We start from the raw sequence: 22,159 nt of genomic DNA, 5'->3' as shown, positions 1-22,159 counted from the left end.
GTAGTGTGGCTTTGCCATGCAAGAGTAGGTCACCGCCAGGGGCCTTACACTGAACAACCCTCACCGGAAACGGTGGGGGTTTTTCTTTTTGCGCGCGCGTTTAATGTGCCCGCTTAAACGCCTGCGGATATATCGCATTCGCCATCGCGTAGCAGCGCTGCTGCGATTCTTTTTGATACGCTCGAAAATTACGAGCTGTGCGTCGGCTCAGACGACATCGCTTCTGTTCCTGCAAGTGCTCTGACACGCGGATCTCTGCCTTTTTGAACAGGCCGGCTTGTGTTGGAATGACATGACGCACTTCACGAGTCATCATGCACGCACGACCGGCAGGTGCTTCTGAAACGATGGATCCACGACTCAATCGACGTCAGGAAGAATTGATCATTCTCGTGCAGCGCGAAGGCTTTGTTGCCGTCGAGCAGGCGGCTTCACATTTCGACGTGACGCCGCAGACGATACGCAGAGATCTTTCGACACTGTGCGACGCCGGCTTGTTGCGGCGTTATCACGGTGGCGTAAGCCTGCCATCGAGCGTGGAGAATCTGGCCTACAACGCTCGCAAAGGTCTTTTGCAGGCAGAAAAGCAGCGCATAGCGGCTCTGGTTGCCGAACACATCCCGGATGAAGCTTCGCTCTTCATCAATCTCGGCACCACGAACGAGGATGTCGCGCGTGCGTTGATGACCCACAAAGGTCTTCGCATCATCACCAACAATCTCAATGTGGCGCTCATGTTGAGCAACAACCCGTCGTTCGAAGTCATTGTGGCGGGCGGTTTGGTGCGTGGGCGCGATCACGGCGTGACCGGCGAAGCGACGATCGAATTGATTCGTCAGTTCAAAGTGGATTTTGGCATTGTCGGTATTTCCGGAATCGATCTGGATGGCACGTTGCTGGATTTCGATTTCCAGGAGGTGCGTGTGGCGCAGGCCATCATCGAGCACTCGCGCCAGGTCTATCTGGCCGCGGATCACAGCAAGATCGGACGCAATGCACTGGTTCGCCTCGGTTCGCTTTCACGTATCGGTGCCTGGTTTACCGACCGCGATCCGCCCGAACCACTACTGGCCGTGCTCGAGAGTGCGGGAACGCATCTGCACGTTGCTGATTAGCTGCGGTCATATTCATCCCGGCGGGTTCGTATTCCCTGGCTACTGACGACAAAGCCAGGATGGCTACGTTGCGCTGCAGCGTGCGCTGTTTGTAAATGTTCGAATATGATCGATAGAGCTCGATAGTTGGCTTTATCAAGCTTATCTAGTTTCGAAAAGCATAAATTCATTTTCTATTTTCATAAACAGTATTCCGTTTCGCAGATGCTGCCGGTTACTGGCTCATGCGACTTCGTGAACTGTTGTCATCGGAGTGGTGCATGTCGGAGCGGGTCGACTTACTGGTGGTCGGTGGTGGTATCAACGGTACCGGCATCGCGCGTGACGCCGTTGGTCGCGGCCTGTCGGTTGTGCTGTGCGAGCGAGACGATCTTGCATCGCATACGTCCAGTGCCAGCACCAAACTGATTCACGGCGGGCTGCGCTATCTCGAGCAGTTCGAGTTTGCGCTGGTGGGCAAGGCACTTGCCGAACGCGAGGTGCTGCTCCGCGCCGCGCCGCACATCATCTGGCCGCTGCGTTTCGTGTTGCCGCACCAGCCGCACCTGCGGCCGGCCTGGATGATTCGCATCGGTTTGTTTCTGTATGACCATCTTGGTCGTGGTCGCCGTACGCTCCCCGGTTCACGGCGCATTCGTTTCAGCAAACATGTAGTCGGTACCCCGTTGCGCGACGAGTTTCATGTGGGCTTTGTCTACTCCGATGCCTGGGTCCAGGACGCGCGGTTGGTGGTACTCAACGCGATGGATGCGGCGCAACGCGGTGCTGAGATACTCACTCACACGCGATGCATCAGCGCAAAGAAAGAGGGTACGGATTGGATCGCCGAGCTCGAGTCGGATAGTGGCGTTCGCCGCACTGTTCGCGCTCGCGCACTGGTAAATGCGGCCGGACCATGGGCAGCTAAATTTCTCGATGATATAGCCCATATCGAACACAGCCACTCGCTGCGATTGATCAAGGGCAGTCACATTGTCGTGCCCAAGCTGTATGACCATCGCTATGCGTACATCTTCCAGCAGCCTGATCGCCGCATTGTTTTTGCCATTCCGTATGAACGCGACTTTACCCTCATCGGCACCACCGATATCGAATATCAGGCCGATCCGTCGCACCCGACAATCGATGGTGAAGAAACGGCTTATCTCTGCGAAGCCACCAATCGCTATTTCAAGCGCAATCTCACGCCGGCTGACGTGGTGTGGAGCTACAGCGGTGTGCGTCCGCTGCTTGAGGACAAGAGCGGCAACGCCTCCGAAGTAACGCGCGATTACCACATCGAACTCGATAGCAGCGGTCCGCCACTGTTGAACGTCTTCGGCGGCAAGCTCACGACTTATCGAAAGCTGTCCGAGGAAGCACTCGATTTGCTCGGCGAAGCACTGGGCAATACCAAGCCGGCGTGGACGGCCAAGGGGCCTCCGCTGCCAGGTGGTGGCGAATTCAACATCGACGCGTTGCTCGATGATGTTCGCGCAAGCCGCCCGTGGCTGTCGGAAGTCATGGCCTGGCGACTGGTGCACAACTACGGCACACGCACACGCGATTTGCTTGGCGAGGCTGATGGGCTGGAGGCACTTGGAGAGCACTTCGGCAGCGACCTCTATCAAGCCGAGGTCGATTACCTGATAAGGCATGAGTGGGCGACTCAGGCTGAAGACATTCTCTGGCGGCGTAGCAAGCTCGGCTTGCGGGTCAGTCCCGATGATGTTGCGCGTCTGACCGCGTACCTCGCCAAAGTTCCAGCTCGATAAGGGTGGACGTTTGCCTGAGCAAATGCAGGCAAGCGCCTAGAGTGCCAACAACCATGGACCGCGAAAATCATCAAAGGTGAAGCGAGATGCGCAAACTAACAGGCGAGCTTATTTCTGAAGCAATAGCAATGTTCATCATCATCGCCTTTGGCGATTCAGTCGCAGCGATGTACATACTCTACGATCCCAGCCCTTACCAAAATGCTTATTGGGGCGTCTGTATCGCATGGGGCTTGGCCGTAACGCTGGCGATCTACGTTACCGGCTCGGTATCCGGCACGCATGCGAATCCTGCCGTAACTTTGAGTTTGGCCATATTCCGCAATTTTGAGTGGAAGAAGGTGGTGCCTTACTGGCTGGCCCAGGTGGTGGGTGCCTTCGCCGGCGCCGCCATCGTCTATGTGTTGTTTGGCCCGGTGATCGATCACTACAACGAAACGCACCAGCTCACTCGCGTTGCGGGCGGAGCAGCTGGCGTATTTTTCACCCACCCGGGTCTGGCGATCACGCCGATGCACGCATTGCTTGATCAGATAATACTCACCGCCTTTCTGCTGTTTGGCATCTTCGCGATCACCGAGCAGTACAACGAGATGGCGCCGATGGCCAATTCCGGTGCGCTGATGATCGGTTTGCTGGTAGCGACAATCGGCGCGTCGATGGGTTACCTGGAAGCATGGGCGATCAATCCCGCACGTGACTTTGGGCCGCGCCTGTTCGCTTACCTGGCTGGCTGGAATTCATCAGCCCTTCCGTCGCCTGAAAACTACTGGTGGATTCCGATCGTCGGGCCATTAATCGGTGGCGTGGTGGGTGGTGGTGCCTATCAGTGCCTGATCCGTCCGTTCTTGCCAGCGCGCGTGCGTGCTGCCGAGGCTGAGCGCCTCGGCTTGGCCTCAGGCGACGGTGCGCTTCCGAAATAAGCCCGGCTGAATATTCCACTGAGCTTTCTCCGATTTGAATTGTCGAGAAGTTCAATAGGGCGTTTTCATCATTCTGACCATGTGAGGCGAGTTCCATGAGCAAGCAATACATCCTGGCTATTGACCAAGGCACCACCAGCTCGCGTTCGATGCTTTTCGATCACGATGGCCGTGTCGTTGGCATGGCGCAACGTGAATTCACCCAGATCTTTCCGCAGCCGGGTTGGGTCGAACACAACCCTCGCGAGATCCTGACCAGTGTATTGGTGACCTTGACCGAGGTGATCAACAACGCCCAGGTCGACGCCGAATCCATCGTCGGCATCGGCATTACCAACCAGCGAGAGACCGCGGTGGTGTGGGACAAGGCGACGGGGCAGCCGATCTACAACGCGATCGTGTGGCAGTCGCGCCAGACGCGCGAAATATGCGACCAGCTTCAGGCCGACGGCTACGAAGACATGGTCCGCGCGAAAACCGGCCTGCTGATCGACGCCTATTTTTCGGGCACCAAGGTGAAGTGGATACTCGATCACGTCGACGGTGCGCGCGAGAAGGCGGAAAAAGGCGAGTTGCTGTTCGGCACCATCGACACGTGGCTGATCTGGAACCTCACTGGCGGCAAGGCGCACGTTACCGATTACACCAACGCCTCGCGCACGTTGATGTTCAACATTCATACCAAGGAATGGGATGACGAGCTGTTGAAGATGCTCGATGTTCCGCGCGCCGTGCTGCCCGAAGTGCGTTCGTCCAGCGAAGTGTACGGGACCACCTTGCCGCAGTACCTGCTCGGTCGTGAAGTGCCGATTGCCGGTGTCGCGGGTGATCAGCAGGCGGCGTTGTTCGGCCAGGCCTGCTTCGAGCCCGGACTGGCCAAGAATACCTATGGCACCGGCTGCTTCATGCTGATGAACACCGGCGAGAAGGCGGTCACCTCGAAGAATGGACTGCTCACGACAATCGCCTGGGGCATTGATGGCAAAGTCGAATACGCGCTGGAGGGTAGTGTCTTCGTGGCCGGTTCGGTGATCCAGTGGCTGCGCGATGGCCTGCGCATGCTCGGCAAGGCCAGCGATTCGCAGTCCTACGCCGAGCGTGCGCATGACAACGATGGCGTTTATTTCGTGCCGGCGTTCGTGGGTCTTGGCGCGCCTTACTGGCGCAGCGATGTGCGCGGTGCGGTATTCGGATTGTCACGCGGTACGACGAAGGAGCAGTTCATTCGCGCGGCGCTGGAGTCGATGGCGTATCAGACACGCGACGTACTGGCGGCGATGGAAACAGACTCCGGTATATCGTTGAAGGAGCTGCGCGCCGACGGTGGCGCGATTGCCAACGACTTCATGGCGCAGTTCCAGGCGGATATCCTCAACATTCCCGTGTTGCGTCCCGAAGTGCAGGAAACCACAGCCCAGGGTGCCGCCTTTCTTGCCGGTCTGGCCACGGGTTTCTGGAGCAGCCGCGAGGAAATCGCGCGGATGTGGGCGGTGGATAAACGCTTTGAACCGACCATGCAGGAGCCGGAACGTGAAAAGCTTTACGCCGGCTGGAAGCAGGCTGTCGAGGCGACGATGGGCTTCAAGGTAAAGGCATAAAGCGGATCGAACCCGTTGCGATACAAAAAATAACGGTTAGAAAAAGAAAAGGCGGTGTACAAATACACCGCCTTTCATGTCAGTGTTCCTGCCACGCGCCGTTAGGCGAACGCGTAACCGAATTGATCTTCAAACTCGGCGGCGAATTCTTCGTAGGTGAAGCTCTGATTCTGTGTGCCGGGATGTTCAACCTTGAGCGCACCCATCAGCGAAGCCATACGGCCAACGGTCGGCCAGTCCAGGCCGCGCATGATGCCGAAGATCAGCCCCGCGCGATACGCGTCGCCGCAACCCGTCGGATCAACGATCTTGCGCTCGCGCGCCGGTGGAATCTGATGCGACTCACCGCCTACATGGATGACCGAGCCGCGTGGGCCGTGGGTCACGATGTAGGCTGTCACGTGTGACGCGATCTCGGCGGCACTCCAGCCAGTGCGCGTCTGCAGGAGCTGCGATTCGTAATCGTTGACGATCACGTAGGTCGCCTTTTCGATCATCGCGCGAAATTCTTCGCCGTTGAACAAGGGCATCGCCTGGCCAGGATCGAAGATAAAGGGCACGCCGCGCGTTGCGAATTCGTCCACGTGCTGCAGCATCGCCTCACGGCCATCGGGAGCGACGATGCCGAAGTCGATGTCCTTGATGTCCCGCACGTGGTTTTCCTGCGCGCTGGACATCGCGCCGGGATGAAAGGCGGTGATCTGGTTGTTGTCCAGATCCGTGGTGATGAAGCACTGCGGTGTGAACTGATCGTCGAAAACACGCACGCCATCGAGACAGATACCCTTCTGCTGCATATGCTCGCGGTAGGGTGCAAAGTCCTGCCCCACTGCGGCTACCGGTAGCGGATTGCCGCCGAGCAGTTTCAGGTTATAGGCAATATTGCCCGCGCAGCCGCCGAATTCCCGCCGCATCCGTGGCACCAGGAACGACACATTAAGGATATGCACCTGATCGGGCAGGATGTGGTTCTTGAACTGATCCTGGAACACCATGATGGTGTCGTAGGCCAGCGATCCGCAGATAACAGCAGACATGATGTGCGGGTGCCCCTCAGCGTGGGTGTTGCTCGTAGAAACGACGCCGCAGCTGCGGACGACGGGAACCGAGCCATTAGGCTTCGGCAGGCAAAGGTCGGAATCGTACCGCCATCTGCCTGCAATGGCGACACTTCAGGTGCGTGAACAACTCACTTCAAGGCGCAGGAATCGCACTTATCGCCGTGTTGTACAAGGATTTCTTAACGTTAATGTTCTTGCGCAAGGTGGCCGCGCTGACTAGACTGGTGAGCTTACTTTTTAGCCAAGCCGACCCACGGCGGACCCATGTTCAAGAAGTTTCGCGGGATCTTTTCCAACGACATCTCCATCGATCTCGGCACGGCCAACACGCTGATTTATGTGCGTGGTCAGGGCATCGTGCTGAACGAACCGTCGGTGGTGGCGATCCGTCAGGACCGCGGCCCGGGTGGCCCCCGCACCATCGCAGCGGTCGGTACCGAGGCCAAGCGCATGCTGGGCCGTACGCCAGGCAACATTGCCACCGTGCGTCCGATGAAGGACGGTGTCATCGCCGACTTCACCATGACCGAGGCGATGCTGCAGCATTTCATCAAGCAGGTGCATAAGTCGCGCCTTTTGCGTCCGAGCCCGCGCGTGCTGGTATGCGTACCCTGCGGTTCGACCCAGGTCGAGCGTCGCGCGATCAAAGAATCGGCCGAAGGCGCGGGTGCGCGCGATGTGTTTTTGATCGAGGAGCCCATGGCGGCCGCGATCGGTGCCGGTATTCCGGTGCACGAGGCGCGTGGCGCGATGGTGCTGGATATTGGTGGCGGTACCTCCGAAGTGGCGGTGATCTCGCTCAACGGCATTGTGTACTCGCAGTCGGTACGCGTCGGCGGCGATCGCTTCGACGAGGCGATCATCAACTACGTACGACGCAACCACGGCACGCTGATCGGCGAATCCACCGCCGAGCGGATCAAGATGGAAATCGGTTGTGCGTTCCCGCAGGCTGACGTCAAGGAGATCCAGATCTCCGGTCGCAACCTCGCCGAGGGCGTGCCGCGGATGTTCACCATCAACTCCAACGAGATTCTGGAAGCGCTGCACGAACCACTGGCCGGTATCGTGGCTGCAGTGAAATCCGCCCTGGAACAGACCCCGCCGGAGCTCTGCTCGGACGTGGCAGAGCGCGGCATCGTGCTCACCGGCGGTGGTGCGTTGCTGCGCGATCTGGATCGGCTGATTTCGGAAGAGACCGGGCTGCACGTGCAGGTGGCGGATGATCCGCTGACTTGCGTGGCACGCGGCGGCGGCAAGGCGCTGGAGCTGATCGATCAGCACGGCAGCGATTTCTTCGCACCCGAATAACACGCGGTAGTCAGGGGCGGCCATGGCGCGCGCGCGCGACGAATCCTCGCCTCTGTTTGCTGGCAATGCGGCTGGCACGCTGCGGCTGATTTTCTATCTCGCGCTGGCCATGGTGCTGATGGTGCTCGATCATCGCAATAACTGGCTGTGGCGTATGCGCTACACCGCGTCGATGGTAGTGGAGCCGGTCTATCGCCTTGCCGGCTTGCCGGCGGTCGGCATTCGCACCGCAAGTGTGGCTTTCGCCGATCGCCAGCGGTTGACCGAGCAAAACCAGCGCTTGCGCGAAGACCTGCTGCTGGCCAATGCCAAGTTGAATCGCATGGGCGCCGTCGCCGTGCAGAACGAGCGCCTGAAACAGTTGCTCGATACCCAGCATAGCCTCGAACTCAACGTACAGCTCGCGCACGTCATCGGCGTGGATCTGGGTGCCTATCGCTATCAGCTGACCTTGAACGTCGGCGCGCGCGATGGCGTCAAGCCCGGCCAGCCAGTGATCGACGCGCATGGCGTGATGGGGCAGATCAAGGAGGTATTGCCGACCACGTCGGTGGTGATGCTGATAACCGATCCCTCGCATGCCATTCCCGTGGTGATCGCGCGCTCCGGCCTGCGCACGGTGGCTTACGGTTCGCGCGAAAGCGGTCAGTTGAGTCTGCCGAATATTCCGCTGGCGGCCGATGTGCGCGTGGGTGATCACTTGCTGACTTCCGGACTGGGTGGGCGTTTTCCACCCGGGTTTCCGGTCGGCGATGTGCGCTCGGTGGCACCGTCTTCCACAGGTATGTTCCAGGCGGCGCAGGCCGATCCCGCGGCAGACATCGATCGCAGCGAGGACGTACTGCTGCTGCACGATCAGGCCGAGCCGGATGGCCCGCCCGCGCCCATAACCCCGATGGGGCCGCCGGCTGATCTGGCGCCACCAGTCGAGACGGTGCCTGCCGCGTCATCCAGTCAGGCGGGTGCTTTCGTCAAGAAGCCATCCGCGCCGGCGTCGGCCGATAGCAGCGGGGGACCGCCATGAGCCGGCAGCGATTGAGCCGCTGGTGGTTTATCGGCACGTTGGTATTCGCGCTGCTGTCGATGCTGGTGCCGCTGCCTGGGGTGCTGGAACCGTTCAAGCCCTACTGGCCGGCGCTGATCCTTCTCTACTGGTGCCTGGAGTCGGAGGATCGCGTCACGCTGGGCATGGCTTTTACGCTGGGCCTGGCTGCAGATCTTCTCAATGGCGTGGTGTTGGGCGAGCAGGCGATGCGTTTGTGTGCCCTGGTCTTTATCGCGCTGCGCTTTCGCTCGCGCCTGCGCTTTTTTCCGATGTGGCAACAGACGCTTGCCGTGCTGGCGCTGCTGTTGAACGATCGCATCCTGCTGCTCGTTGTGCGGGTGCTGGCCGGTGCGTCGCTGCCGCCAGCAGCTTGGTGGATTTCACCGTTCGTGGGTGCGGCGCTGTGGCCGTTCCTGTTTCTGCTGCTGGACGATCTGCGCGCGCGTTTGCGGATTCAATGATGACCGCCGCCGTGATGCCATGCCAATGAAGATCCGGCGATCGTTCAAGGATACCCGCGGTGAAAGTGCGTTGTTCCAGCGTCGTGCCGTGGTGGGATTTTTGCTGATTCTGCTGAGCTTCGGTCTGCTGGTGAGCCGCTTCCATTTCTTGCAGGTCACGCATCACGACGAGTTCGCCACCCGTTCGACCAACAACAGCGTCAAGCCACGGGCGATTCCGCCGGCGCGAGGGTTGATCTACGATCGCAACGGCGTGCTGCTTGCCGACAATGTACCGGCGTTCCGCCTCGAGGTAGTACCCGACAAGGTACCGGATATGCAGGCACTGCTGACCGAGCTCGGCAAAGTGGTGCCACTCGGCCAGGACGATCTGGATGCGTTCAAGAAGCAGCAGGCACAGAGTCGTCGCTTTGATAGCGTACCGTTGAAACTGCATCTGACCGAAGACGAGATCGATCGTTTCGCGGTGAACCGCTGGCGCTTTCCCGGCGTGGATGTGGTGCCGTATCTGACACGCCACTATCCCCTGGGGCCGCTGTTTGCGCACGTGGTCGGCTACGTCAGCCGCATCGATACCGATGATCTGGACCGGCTCGACCCTGATGAATACAAAGGCACCAGCCACGTCGGCCGCACCGGTCTGGAGCGCTATTACGAAGATGTACTGCACGGCAAACCGGGTTATGAGCTGGACGAGGTGAACGCCGATGGCCGCATCCAGCAAGTGTTGAAAACCATTCCACCGACGCCAGGCACCAACCTCTATCTGAGCATCGACGTGCGCATGCAGAAGGCGGCTGTGGCCGCGTTCGAAGGCCGCCCGGGCGCGGCGGTGGCGATCGATCCGCGCAACGGTCAGGTGCTGGCGATGGTCAGCGTGCCAAGCTTCGATCCCAACCTGTTCGTTAATGGTATTGGCCGCGCCGACTACACCGCGCTGACCACCGACGTTGACAAGCCGCTGCTGGATCGCGCGCTGAAAGGGGCGTATCCACCGGGTTCGACGGTGAAGCCATTTCTGGCGCTTGGCGGTCTTGAATACGGCATTCGACGACCGGAGGACACCGTGTTGTCGACCGGTCAGTTTTGTCTGCCGGGGCAGACGCGCTGTTATCGCGACGATACGCGCGGTGGTGACGGCACGGTCAATATGGTGCGGGCGATCGAGAAATCGACCAACACCTATTTCTACCGACTGGCGTTGGACATGGGTATCGATCGGCTGAGCAGCTGGATGAGTCGTTTCAGCTTTGGCGGCAAGACCGGTATCGATCTGACGGGCGAGGCCGATGGCATTCTTCCCTCACGTGAATGGAAGGCCAAACGCAGCAAGCAGGGCTGGTTTCCTGGCGAGACGGTGATCGCCGGCATCGGTCAGGGTTACTGGGCGGTGACGCCGCTGCAGTTGGGTCATGCGATGGCGACATTGGCGGGTCACGGCATGCCCTATTTGCCGCGACTCGTCATGGCTACCCGGGCCAGCGGCGATGCACGGCCACAGATGCTGGCGAATCCGCCCAGCGGTCCGTCGCTGATCCAGAAGCCATCCGATTGGAACGTGATCAACGAAGGCATGCGCGCGGTGATTACCGGCGGCACCGGCAAGGGACTCAACGATGGGTTTCCTTACCCGATCGCCGGCAAGAGCGGCACGGCCGAGCGTTTCTCGCGCACTTCCGACGCTTACGACACGAATAAGAATTCAGCCCATCTGGCCGCGCGCCATCGCGCGTGGTTCGAGGCATACACGCCGGCCGATGATCCGAAGATTGCCGCCGCTGCGGTGCTCGAAGCTGGCGCGTGGGGCGCCAAGGATGCTGGCCCGATCGTGCGCAAGATTTTCGATACGTGGCTGCTGATGCAGGGCAGCACGGCGCCGTCAGACACGCCACTGCCGTATCAGTCGCTGCCAGCACCTGCCGGTAGTGTGTCGGTGGAAGATCAGCCGGTAGAAAGCTCAAGCAGCGAGGGCGGCCCATGATCGACACGATGACGATACGTCTGCAGCGTTTCCTGCGGCGCATCCTCACCCGGCCACGCATCGATCTGCCGCTCGCAATGGCGCTGATCCTGCTGGCCATGGTCGGATTGGTGACGCTGTACAGCGCCAGCGACAGCAGCCTTTCCATGGTCAGCGGACAGGCGGCGCGCTTTGTACTGGGCGCTGCGCTGCTGCTGCTGATTTCGCGTATTCCGCCATCGGTGCTACGTAACTGGACGCCGTGGCTGTATCTGGCCAGCACTGCCTTTCTGGTGATTGTCGCGGTGCTAGGCGAGGGCCGCGGTGCCAACCGCTGGCTCAACCTGGGCGTGATGCGCTTTCAGCCGTCCGAACTGCTCAAGCTGACCATGCCGATGATGGTCGCCTGGTATCTGCATCCGCGCCAACTGCCGCCGCGCTGGAAAGACATCGCGGTGGTCGGCTTGCTGATCGCTGTTCCCGTGGCCCTGATCGTCAAGCAGCCAGACCTCGGTACGGCCCTGCTGGTGGCCGCGGCCGGTGCGTTCGCGCTGTTTCTTTCGGGCATGGCGTGGTGGCGCATGGGCCTGATCGTGGCGGCGGTGGGCGGCATGATTCCGGTGGCCTGGCATTTCCTGCATCAATACCAGCGCGATCGCGTCCTGACCCTGCTCAATCCCGAATCCGATCCGCTGGGCAACGGCTGGCACATCATCCAGTCACAGATCGCCGTGGGTTCGGGTGGCATGTATGGCAAGGGTTTCCAGCAGAGCACGCAGTCGCGACTGGATTTTCTGCCCGAGCACACGACCGACTTTATTTTTGCGGTGTTTTCCGAAGAGTTTGGCCTGGTCGGCGTGATCGGGCTGATTGTGCTTTATGCCTTCATCATCGGCCGCTGCCTGTGGATCGCGATGGAAGCGCGCGATACCTATTCGCGTCTGCTGGCTGGCGCGCTGGGTATGAGCTTTTTCGTCTACGTATTCGTCAACGGCGGTATGGTTGCCGGCATGCTGCCCGTCGTCGGTGTGCCGATGCCGATGGTGAGTTATGGCGGCACCTCGGCGGTGTCGCTGCTGGTCGGGTTTGGTGTGCTTATGTCGATCCATGCCAATCGCAAGATGCATGAGTGAATGTGTTTTGATCGCCGCATTCAACGCATCGGGTGTGCTGCGAACCACGTGTTAGGCTCTCGACGATGCTGTTTCAACGCCAACGAAAATCCCGCATGACTGCTACTTCCGTATCGCGCTTCAACGTCGCCCCGATCCGAGTGGTCGTCGCCTCGATGCTTTTGTCGATGGCAGCGCTTTCACCCGCGCTGGCCGAAACGCATCCCGGTCAGGACGCGCTAGTGCGAGAAGTTACGCGGGATACTGGCAAAGATCCCGCGGCTCTGAATGCGCTGCTCGATGGCGCGCAGCGCAAGCAGAGCATTCTCGATGCGATGGGTCGTCCGGCCGAGGCGAAGCCGTGGAGCGAGTACCGCCCCATCTTCCTGACCGACAAGCGCATCGATGACGGCATCGCGTTCTATCGCGAACACCGCGCCTTGCTGGAACAGATCGGTCAGCAGTACGGCGTGGCGCCGCAGTACATCGTGGCGATCGTGGGCGTGGAAACGTTCTACGGACGCGTCACCGGCAAATACAAGGTGCTCGATGCGCTGGTTACGCTAGGGCTGTACTACCCACCGCGCGCCGCGTTTTTCCGCAGCGAGCTGAAAACCTTGCTGGAGCTGCCCGACAGCCATCTTGGCGGGCCCATCGATACGCTGACCGGCTCTTACGCCGGTGCCGAGGGCTGGGGTCAGTTCATGCCGTCAAGCATCCGCGATTTTGCGGTGGACGAAGATGGCGATGGCCATATCGATCTGAAAAACTCGCTGCCCGATATCCTTGCCAGTGTGGCCAATTATTTCGCCAAGCACGGTTGGGTCAGTGGTGGCGAGGTGGCCATGCGCGCGCAGCCGGACGCTGCGTCAAAGCCGATCACGGTGAAGGATGCCCAGCCACAGTGGCCGCTGGAACAGCTGGAAGCGTGGGGCTATGCGCCGCTGCAGTCGGTGAATCCGGGACAGCTCAGCAGCCTGCAGACGCTGCAAGGTGAAAACGGTCGGGAGTACTGGTTCACCTTCCCGAATTTCTACGTGATCACGCGTTACAACCGCAGCCCACTCTACGCGATGGCGGTCGATCAACTGGCCAAGGCGATTGCGGCCGGCGTGCAGGCGGACTCCGCGCAATGAGAAAAATCGGCGGCGGCCCGGCGAGGTCGGCAGCGGCGGTGCTGATGGCCGCCATGCTGCTTCTGATCCTGCTGCTGTTGACCGGTTGCAGTGGCTCCAAAGCCAAGCCGACCCAAAGCACGCCGCGTGCTTATGGTCGGGCATCGCCATCGTCGTCGGCACCTTCCGCGGGCTACGCCGGCAGCAGCGGCGGCTTTACCGATGACACCAGCAAATCCCAGAGTAGCCGCTATCGCGACAGTGACGACAGCGTGCCGGACGGGCCTCCGCCGGATATCAGCAACCTGGTCGAACCCGTGCCGAAGGTCGAGCCGCGCGCGCTCTATGGCAACAAATCGCCGTATTCCGTGCTCGGTCGCACCTACAACGTGCTGCCTTCGGCAAGCGGCTATGTGGAGCGTGGCATCGCGTCGTTCTACGGGAACAAGTTCCACGGCTACAAGACGTCCAGCCTCGAAAATTACGATATGTACAGCTTCACCGCTGCCAGCAAGACGTTGCCGCTGCCCAGCTATGCGCGCGTCACCAATCTGGCCAACGGCAAAAGCGTGATCGTGCGGATCAACGACCGCGGCCCGTTTCACGAGGATCGGGTAATCGATCTGTCCTACGTGGCCGCGGTGAAGATTGGCGTCTGGCCCAAGGGCACCGGCCTGGTGGAAGTGCGCGGCATCGATCCAGGCGAACCGATACGCGATCTGCCACCACCGCCCCCGGCCGCGCCGCCTGGAAAGCTACCGGGCATCTATTTGCAGGTCGGCGCGTTTTCCGATTCGGCCAATGCGGAGCAGGTGGCACAGCGATTGCGTGCGGCCAATTTTGCTCCGGTGCAGGTAATGGATGCTGAAATCAACGGTCACACCGTGCATCGTGTGCGCCTCGGACCGCTGGCAGATGCTGATAGCGCTGACAAAGTCAGTGACCAGATCACCGACATGGGTCTGCCCAGGCCGCGCGTCGCGGTAGACTGAGCGGAACTTTTCAACCTCTTGTTACTCGATGCCGACGCCCATGCGGTGACGCCATTTCAAAGACTGGACGACACACAACGATGAATTTTTTGCGCCGCACCCTGGTTCCGTTTGCTGCCCTGACCTTGCTGCTCGGCGTTGCCGTCGCGCAAACGCCACCACCGCGTCCCTCGCCGGTACCGCGACCCGTGGTGCCCGATGCACCGGTGCCGCCGCCGCCGGACGTGGATGGCAAAAGCTGGGTGCTGATGGATTACGCCACGGGCCAGATTCTCGCCTCGAAGGATCCCGACCTGCGCGTGGAGCCGGCCTCAATCACCAAGATCATGACCGACTACGTGGTATCGGCCGAAGTGGCCAACGGCAAGATCCACATGACCGATCCGGTCACCATCAGCGAGCGTGCCTGGCGTGGCGGCGGTGCGGGTACCGACGGTTCCACGAGCTTCCTCAAGCTCAATAGCCAGGTGCCGCTGAAGGATCTGCTGTACGGCCTGATCATCCAGTCCGGCAACGATGCGGCGATCGCGCTGGCCGAGCACACTGCCGGCTCCGAAGATGCGTTCGCCGGCCTGATGAACGCGTACGGCAAGCAGCTGGGCATGGTCAACTCGAACTTCGAGAACGCGTCCGGCTACCCGATCGCCAACCACTACACCACCGCGCACGACATCGCGATCCTGTCGCGCGCGCTGATCCATGATTTCCCCGACGACTACGCGATCTCCGCGATCAAGCAGTTCGAGTGGAACGGCATCAAGCAGGGCAACCGCAACACGTTGCTGTGGCGCGATCCGAGCGTGGACGGCATCAAGACCGGCCACACCGCGGCGGCTGGATTCTGCCTTGCGGCGTCGGCCAAGCAGGGCGAGTCGCGCATGATCGCCATCGTGATGGGTGCCAGCAGCGAGAAGGCGCGCGCCGATTCGGCGATGGCCCTGCTCAGCTACGGCTTCCGTTTCTACGAAACACACAAGCTCTACGACGCCAGCAAGCCATTGGTTACGCCGAAGTTGTGGAAGGGTGAGCAAAACCAGCTGCCGATCGGCGTTGCCGACGACGTCCAGGTCACCGTCAAGCGCGGCCAGTACGACCAGCTCAAGGCGACGATGGATATTCCGTCCACACTGATCGCGCCGTTCAAGAAAGGCCAGCAGGTCGGTACGCTGCGCATCACGCTGGCCGACCAGCCGGTGCAGACGATTCCGCTGATTGCCTTGAACGATGCGCCGCAGTGCGGCTTCTTCGGCCGTCTGTGGGACAGCATCCTGCTCTGGTTCCACAGCAGCAAGACCACCAGCGAACCCGCCCCAGGTAGCAAGTGATGGAACCGATCGACTTCAGCAAGGCCAAGCAGGACGGCAAGGGCTTCCAGTTTCCCGGTGAGTTCGAGATCACCGCGGTCGGCAAGGCCAGTGCCAACCTGCCCACCCACGTGCCGCAGATCCTTGATCGCGCCGGCCTGCACGTTTTCCACGAAACCGTGCGACACCGGCAATCGGGCGAAGGCAACTTCGTCTCGGTCACCGTCACCGTTCGCTGTGAAAGCCGCGAGCAGTACGAAGCGGCACACGCGGCGCTGCGCGAGAATGCGGATATTCGGTACACGCTGTGAAAAGCGGGGCGGGCAATATGGAACAGGGATCGTTTGCCCTGCGCTATTGCCGATTTCTCGCTTTTCCCGCCGAAATGCGATCGTCTTTTTTGGGCGCGGCGCCTTGATTCGTGGCTTTTGCCCCTGATGTTGCTCGTTCTGCGCCCCCTTGCCCCAGGCCATCCATGTCGTTGCCGCTGAAAGTTCGTCGCCTTGGCCGCCAGCCGTATGAGCCGGTGTGGCGAGCGATGAGTGCGTTCACCGACAACCGCGTGGCCGATACCGTCGACGAGCTCTGGGTGCTGGAGCATGACCCGGTGTTCACCCTTGGCCAGGCCGGCAAGATGGAGCACGTGCTGATCCCGGGCGATATTCCGGTGGTGCCGGTCGACCGCGGTGGCCAGGTGACCTATCACGGGCCTGGCCAGATCGTGGCCTATCCGCTGATCGACCTGCGCCGCGTCGGCGTCAGCGTGCGCGAACTGGTCAACAAGATCGAACAGTCGATCATCGACAGCCTGGCGCACTGGCAGATTGAAGCCGCCCGGCTCGATGGCGCGCCCGGTGTCTATGTGGGTGCCGCCAAGATCGCTGCGCTGGGATTGCGCGTGCGTCGCGGCTGCAGCTTCCACGGTCTGGCCCTGGACGTGAACATGGATCTGGAGCCGTTCCAGCGCATCAACCCCTGCGGTTACAAGGGCCTGGAAGTGACGCAGATGGTAGACTGCGGCGGTCCATCGCGTCTGGCGGACGTCGAAGAAGTGCTGATCGGTGAATTTTGCCGCCAGTTCGGTTTCGATGCCGAGCCGGCCGCTCCTGTCCTGCCTGAACTCCCCGCCCGTGTGGCGGTCTAGGTACTGCCGATGAGCGACACTTCCGCCACACCAATCCGCAGCATTCCGATCAGCGTCGTTACCGGCACTGCGGATATGCGCGTGCCTGAAAAAAAGCTGGGCAACGACAAGATCGCGCTGAACCGTGCGGGCTTCGATACCGCGGTGCCGATGCTGCGCAAGCCCAGCTGGATTCGCGTCCGATTGCCGCAAGGCAATGCGGTGCAGCAGCTGAAGGCGCGTCTGCGCGAAAACTCGCTGGTCACCGTGTGTGAAGAAGCCTCGTGTCCGAACATCCACGAGTGCTTCAGCAAGGGCACGGCCACTTTCATGATTCTTGGCGAAGTCTGCACACGGCGTTGCTCGTTCTGCGACGTGGCGCATGGCCGCCCGGTGGCACCCGATCCGCTGGAACCGGCGCGACTGGCCGAGACCATTGCCGACATGCGCCTGCGCTATGTGGTGATTACCTCGGTCGATCGCGACGATCTGCGCGATGGCGGCGCCGAGCACTTCGCCAGCTGCATCCGCGCGGTTCGTCACGCCAGTCCGAACATCAGAATCGAAATCCTCACGCCCGACTTCCGCGGCAAGGGTCGTATGGAGCGTGCGCTGGAAGTACTCAAGGATTTTCCGCCGGACGTGTTCAACCACAACCTGGAAACCGTGCCGCACCTGTATCGCGAAGTGCGCCCTGGCGCCGACTACCAGTGGTCGCTGGACCTGCTCAAGCGCTTCAAGGCGCAGCATCCGGACGTGCCGACCAAGTCCGGCATCATGCTTGGCCTGGGTGAAACCTGGGACCAGGTGATCGAGACCATGGGAGATTTACGCGCCCATGACGTCGAGATGATCACCATCGGGCAGTATCTGCAGCCGACGCCGCACCATCATCCGGTGGTGCGCTACTGGACTCCCGAAGAATTCGAGGCTTTGCGTGAAGCCGGCGAGGCGATGGGCTTCCATCATGTCGCGTCCGGTCCGTTGGTACGTTCGTCCTATCACGCCGACCTGCAGGCCCATGCAGCCGGTGTTACCGAGTCAGCCTGAGAGAATTCATGAAATTTCGTCCCCTGCTGGTCCTGCTGCTTGCACTCACCGTCACCTGCGTCGCGGCCCAATCCGCGGCCGACCTCGGTGCCGGCACGCAGAACCGCAAAGCGTCTGTATGGCCGCTCAAGGCCACCACCAATGAAACCCAGGCCGCGCAGCTCTCCGCGCGCTTCCTGACGCGTTTCCACTACGACGCCAAGCCACTCGATGACGCCATGTCGGCGCGCATCTACGACGCGTACTTCAAGTTGCTCGATAGCGAAAAGGTCTTCTTCACGCAGGCGGACATGGACAAGTTTGCGCCGATGAAAACCAAATTCGACGATGCGATCTGGAACCAGGATCTGTCGGCGCCGTTCGAAGTGTTCAACGACTACCTGCAAAGCGCCGTCAAGCAGATGACCTACGCGCGCGGCTTGCTCAAGCAGGGCTTCGATTTCACGACCAACGACAACTACACCTTCGATCGCAAGGATGCGGCCTGGCCGAAGGACCAGACCGAGCTGGACAGCATCTGGCGCATGCGCACAATGAACGACTGGCTGCGCCTGAAGCTGGCCGGCAAGAACGATGACGATATCCGCAAGACGCTGGACAAGCGTTACGCCGGCTACATCGATCGCGTCAAGCAGCTCGATGGTGAGGATGCATTCCAGACTTTCATGACGGCGTACGCCCACTCGACCGATCCACATACCGATTACCTCAGCCCGCGCGACGCCGAGAATTTCGATATTGCGATGCGACTGTCGCTGGAAGGCATCGGCGCGGTGCTGCAGGCGCGTGATGACTACACCGAAATCCACGAACTGGTGCCTGCCGGTCCGGCGGCCAAGTCCGAGAAGATCCATGTGGGCGATCGCATCGTCGGCATCGGCGAAGGCGCGACTGGCCCGGTCACCGATGTGATCGGCTGGCGTCTGGACGACGTGGTCAACCGCATCCGCGGCAAGAAAGACACCACCGTGCGGATCGAGATTCTGCCGGCGGATGCCGGCCTTGATGGCAAGCCTGAAACCGTCACGCTGGTGCGTAAAAAGGTCAGCATCGAGGAGTCGGCGGCCAAGAAAAAGGTCATCGAGATTACCGATGCTGGCGTGACGCGCAAGATCGGCGTGATCGATCTGCCGAGCTTCTACTCCGATTTCGGTGCTCGCAGCGAGGGTGACAAGGATTTCAAGAGCGCCACCCGCGACGTGACCAAGTTGCTCAACGAGCTGAAGGCCGAGGGTGTGGAAGGCGTGGTCGTCGATTTGCGCAACGATGGTGGCGGCTCGCTGGCCGAAGCCGATTCGCTCACTGGCCTGTTTATCGACAAGGGCCCGGTCGTGCAGGTGCGCGATGCCAAGGGTCAGGTCGAGGTACAGGGCGATGAGGACCCCGGCATGGTCTGGAAGGGCCCGCTGGCCGTGCTGGTCAACCGTGGTTCGGCATCGGCCTCGGAAATCTTTGCGGCGGCAATCCAGGATTATCACCGTGGTCTGATCATCGGCAATCCGACCTTCGGCAAGGGTACCGTGCAGAACTTGGTCGACCTTGACCATTTCAGCCAGAACCCTGACGGCAAGCCGCAGTACGGCGAGCTGAAGATGACCATCGCCGAGTTCTTCCGGATCAACGGCGGCTCCACCCAGCTCAAGGGCGTAACGCCGGACCTCGCGTTCCCGAACAACGGGGATGACAAGGATTACGGCGAGTCGACCTACGACAACGCGCTGAAGTGGACGCAGATCTCGCCGGCCGGTTACCAGCCGGTGGCTGACCTGCACGCCTATCTGCCACAGCTGCAGCAGATGCACGACGCACGCACGGCAAAGTCGCCGGCATGGCAGCTGATGCTGGACGAACTGGCGCAGTACAAGATGATGCGCGCAAAGACTTCGGTGTCGATGAACCTTGCCACGCGTGAAGCCGAACGCAAGCAGCAGGATGCGATTCAGGCCGGCTTCCGCACGCGGCACAAGGCGATCGACGGTTCCGATGCATTGCTGAGTGACGACGACAGTGCGCTGGATGACGGCCTCGATGCCAACGAGCGCAGCCTCAGCAGCGAACTGAAAGAAGAGAAAGACGCCAAGAAGGCCAAGGACGTGCAGCTCAACGAGACCGCGCACATCATTTCCGACGCGGTCGGTCTGATCAAAGGCGATTCCAAACTGGCTGCCCAGGTACTGCCGTACGCTGGCAAGGGTACGGATTCCGTGCTGGTGTCCGGTGCAGCGACTGTTGCCGCGCCGGCAGCGCCCACCTCGGCCTCACCTCCCGCAGGTCAGTAAGGCGGCGTCATTCATGCCTGCAATATGAGATAAAAAAACAGCGCTTCGGCGCTGTTTTTTGGACGTCCAAAGCGGCGTCTATTCGCCGTAGCCGAAACGGTCCATCAACGGCCGCAATATCGGCAGCACGGCTTGGAATGGTTCCCGATAAGCATGCCAGCGGTTCACCGCCTTGCGATGGATACCCTGGGTGACCTGGGCATAACTCGGTGTGCTGATGTAATGCTTGTCCTGCGCATGTTCGGCGAAGCGTGCCATCGGCGCAGCATCGGCGACGTCGAGAAACTGCCCCAGCTGCGCGACATGATCGTCAAAATGACTGACCACGGATTCATAGCGCCACTCCAGCACGCGCGGCGCAAAGACGTCGACTTGCTTGTGCCAGTGTTCGAACGCCTGTACGTAACTGCGCGCCAGACGCTGCAGCGATGAGCAAAGCACCATGAACGCTGGCGAGCGGAACGGCTGCATGTAACAGCTCAATAAAACATCGCATGGATGGCGCACGCACAGAATGATGCATGCGTTTGGAAACAAGCGCATGATCATCGGCAGGCACAGCATGTTGAGCGGATTCTTGTCGACCAAGCGGTGTCCGCCAAGGTCGGGCAGTACATTGCCAACCATCTTGAAGTAGACGGCGCGCAAATGGTCGGCTTCAGTCTGGGTTAGATTTGCCAGATCGTTGGGATAATGCTGTCCGACCTGCTCCATGCGCTCGGTCAGTTCATGGATAAAGGCACGTTCGTCCATTGACCGGAAATCCGGGTGGGCATCGAGCATCTGTTCCAGCAGGGTCGTGCCCGAGCGCGGAAAACCGACAACGAAGACCGGACTCTGCTCGCGCGATGGCGAGCTCAGCGTCGTCCAGGCGTTGTGCCCGATGCGGCTGACAACGCGGCTCGTCATCTGCAAGGGTTGGCTATCGGCTGCCAGCAGTTCCGGCAGCACGTCGTGCGCCATATGCAGCTGTGCTGCATGCGCAGCGGAAGCAGCCTGCCATGCCTCACGATACTTACCCTGCTTGTCGCAAGCAGATGCCAGGCCAAAGTTCGCAGCAGCCTGGCTTTCGTTGTCGACCGCGAGTGCAAGCATCCGTTGATAGAGTTCGGCGGCATTGGCATAGGCGGTTTCACGCATGGCCATGGCGGCGTGTGCCGCCCAGCCTTCCGCGCGGGCGTGTTGTGCTTTCGTAGGTAGTTGATCCAGTGCACTCAGTGGCAGCTGGATCAACTCGGTTTTCGCGCGCTCGATCTGATTGCTTCGCTCGTGAAGTGCGATCCGCCGTGCGGTGATGCGCAATCGCATGCTGCCCGCGTCGGGTTCCCCTGGCAGTTCGGCTCGCGCCAGCGTATCAAAGGCGGCGTGCAGATCCCCCTGCACGGCCAGCATGGCGGCCAAGGTCAACGCTTGTTCGGCGGGTTGCGGTGGCCAGTCGGCCGCGCCGGCCAGCATGGCTTCCTGCCCCGTGTTGTCGCCGCAGACATAGCAGGTATGCGCGGCCTGCAACCGAGCTTCGATGAAGTGGGGGGCCAGATGCACCGCATCCATCAGTGCCTGGCGGGCCAGCAGCCAGCGCCGCTCTTGCACGTAAAGCAGACCCAGGTTGTAGTGCACCTCCGCGTCGCCTGGGGCCAGTGATCGGGCTATCAGGAGAGCCCGCTCCGATTCGGGCGTATCGCCCGTTTGCCGGCAGGCGAGCGCCAGATTGTTCCAGTAGGCGGAAACGTCGGGTCGCATCTGCGTGAGCTGGCGGAAAGACGCGGTGGCCTCGGCATAGCGATGTGTCGCCTGCTGCGCCAGGCCGAGCAGCAGCGTGACCGCTTCGTCGGCTTTACCGGACTGCGCGATGGGCTCGGCCAGAGCGATGACCCGTTCCATCTCGCCGGCACGATAGGCGGACGCCATGGCATCGGCGAGATGGGTGCTTGAGAGGGTCATGCGGGGTCGATTCGG

At 60.9% G+C, this 22,159-nt stretch carries 18 protein-coding genes; 16 read left to right on the top strand and 2 right to left on the bottom strand.

All coding sequences use genetic code 11. The features are described from left to right. Positions 1-314: 314 nt before the first annotated feature. The 4 genes from HDE80_RS21060 to glpK all read left to right on the top strand — a co-directional run bounded on the left by HDE80_RS21060 (position 315) and on the right by glpK (position 5,390). Positions 315-1,115: a DeoR family transcriptional regulator gene (locus HDE80_RS21060; RefSeq protein WP_184674189.1), complete on the top strand. Its 801-nt coding sequence runs from the start codon at positions 315-317 to the stop codon at positions 1,113-1,115. A gap of 260 nt (positions 1,116-1,375) precedes the next feature. Then, positions 1,376-2,869, top strand: coding sequence for a glycerol-3-phosphate dehydrogenase (gene glpD / locus HDE80_RS21055; protein WP_184674187.1), 1,494 nt, complete (start codon positions 1,376-1,378; stop codon positions 2,867-2,869). 86 nt (positions 2,870-2,955) lie between these two features. Next, on the top strand, positions 2,956-3,792 hold the full coding sequence (locus HDE80_RS21050; RefSeq protein WP_184674185.1) for an MIP/aquaporin family protein: 837 nt from the start codon (positions 2,956-2,958) through the stop codon (positions 3,790-3,792). 95 nt (positions 3,793-3,887) lie between these two features. Next, positions 3,888-5,390 carry a glycerol kinase GlpK gene (gene glpK / locus HDE80_RS21045; RefSeq protein ID WP_184674184.1) on the top strand — a complete coding sequence of 501 codons (1,503 nt, stop codon included), beginning with the start codon at positions 3,888-3,890 and terminating at the stop codon, positions 5,388-5,390. A gap of 101 nt (positions 5,391-5,491) precedes the next feature. Here the strand turns inward: glpK and HDE80_RS21040 are convergent, their stop codons facing one another. Further along, on the bottom strand, positions 5,492-6,427 hold the full coding sequence (locus HDE80_RS21040) for a carbohydrate kinase family protein (protein ID WP_184674182.1): 936 nt from the start codon (positions 6,425-6,427) through the stop codon (positions 5,492-5,494). Positions 6,428-6,715: 288 nt separating this feature from the next. On the opposite strand from HDE80_RS21040, the gene HDE80_RS21035 reads away from it, so the two are divergent. The 12 genes from HDE80_RS21035 to HDE80_RS20980 all read left to right on the top strand — a co-directional run bounded on the left by HDE80_RS21035 (position 6,716) and on the right by HDE80_RS20980 (position 20,203). Then, positions 6,716-7,762, top strand: a complete 1,047-nt coding sequence (locus HDE80_RS21035; protein ID WP_184605095.1) for a rod shape-determining protein — start codon at positions 6,716-6,718, stop codon at positions 7,760-7,762. A gap of 22 nt (positions 7,763-7,784) precedes the next feature. After that, entirely contained in the window at positions 7,785-8,786 is a 1,002-nt protein-coding gene (gene mreC, locus HDE80_RS21030; protein ID WP_184674181.1) for a rod shape-determining protein MreC, read from the top strand. Further along, entirely contained in the window at positions 8,783-9,268 is a 486-nt protein-coding gene (gene mreD / locus HDE80_RS21025; protein WP_184605098.1) for a rod shape-determining protein MreD, read from the top strand. Before mreC ends, mreD begins: the two co-directional genes overlap by 4 nt. Positions 9,269-9,293: 25 nt before the next feature. After that, positions 9,294-11,249: a penicillin-binding protein 2 gene (gene mrdA, locus HDE80_RS21020; protein ID WP_184674197.1), complete on the top strand. Its 1,956-nt coding sequence runs from the start codon at positions 9,294-9,296 to the stop codon at positions 11,247-11,249. Further along, complete coding sequence (gene rodA / locus HDE80_RS21015) at positions 11,246-12,361, top strand: rod shape-determining protein RodA (protein ID WP_184605100.1); 1,116 nt, start codon at positions 11,246-11,248, stop codon at positions 12,359-12,361. Before mrdA ends, rodA begins: the two co-directional genes overlap by 4 nt. Positions 12,362-12,456: 95 nt before the next feature. Continuing rightward, positions 12,457-13,476: a lytic murein transglycosylase B gene (gene mltB, locus HDE80_RS21010; protein ID WP_184674179.1), complete on the top strand. Its 1,020-nt coding sequence runs from the start codon at positions 12,457-12,459 to the stop codon at positions 13,474-13,476. Continuing rightward, entirely contained in the window at positions 13,473-14,447 is a 975-nt protein-coding gene (locus tag HDE80_RS21005) for a septal ring lytic transglycosylase RlpA family protein (protein ID WP_255484052.1), read from the top strand. The genes mltB and HDE80_RS21005 overlap by 4 nt, the downstream gene beginning before the upstream one ends. Positions 14,448-14,527: 80 nt before the next feature. Beyond that, the gene (locus tag HDE80_RS21000; RefSeq protein WP_184674177.1) at positions 14,528-15,772 is read left to right on the top strand and encodes a D-alanyl-D-alanine carboxypeptidase family protein; all 1,245 of its coding nucleotides are present in this window, start codon (positions 14,528-14,530) and stop codon (positions 15,770-15,772) included. Continuing rightward, on the top strand, positions 15,772-16,062 hold the full coding sequence (locus tag HDE80_RS20995; protein ID WP_184674175.1) for a DUF493 family protein: 291 nt from the start codon (positions 15,772-15,774) through the stop codon (positions 16,060-16,062). Before HDE80_RS21000 ends, HDE80_RS20995 begins: the two co-directional genes overlap by 1 nt. A gap of 164 nt (positions 16,063-16,226) precedes the next feature. Further along, positions 16,227-16,895 carry a lipoyl(octanoyl) transferase LipB gene (gene lipB / locus HDE80_RS20990; protein ID WP_184674174.1) on the top strand — a complete coding sequence of 223 codons (669 nt, stop codon included), beginning with the start codon at positions 16,227-16,229 and terminating at the stop codon, positions 16,893-16,895. Between the two features lie 9 nt (positions 16,896-16,904). Continuing rightward, entirely contained in the window at positions 16,905-17,924 is a 1,020-nt protein-coding gene (gene lipA / locus HDE80_RS20985; protein WP_184674172.1) for a lipoyl synthase, read from the top strand. Positions 17,925-17,932: 8 nt separating this feature from the next. Continuing rightward, complete coding sequence (locus HDE80_RS20980) at positions 17,933-20,203, top strand: carboxy terminal-processing peptidase (protein WP_184674171.1); 2,271 nt, start codon at positions 17,933-17,935, stop codon at positions 20,201-20,203. A 78-nt stretch (positions 20,204-20,281) separates the two neighbouring features. Here the strand turns inward: HDE80_RS20980 and HDE80_RS20975 are convergent, their stop codons facing one another. Continuing rightward, complete coding sequence (locus tag HDE80_RS20975; protein ID WP_184674169.1) at positions 20,282-22,144, bottom strand: sulfotransferase family protein; 1,863 nt, start codon at positions 22,142-22,144, stop codon at positions 20,282-20,284. Between the last annotated feature and the right edge of the window lie 15 nt (positions 22,145-22,159).

It is taken from the genome of Rhodanobacter sp. A1T4, from assembly GCF_014207185.1.
GTDB lineage: Bacteria > Pseudomonadota > Gammaproteobacteria > Xanthomonadales > Rhodanobacteraceae > Rhodanobacter.
This window is presented reverse-complemented; position numbering and strand designations above follow the sequence as displayed.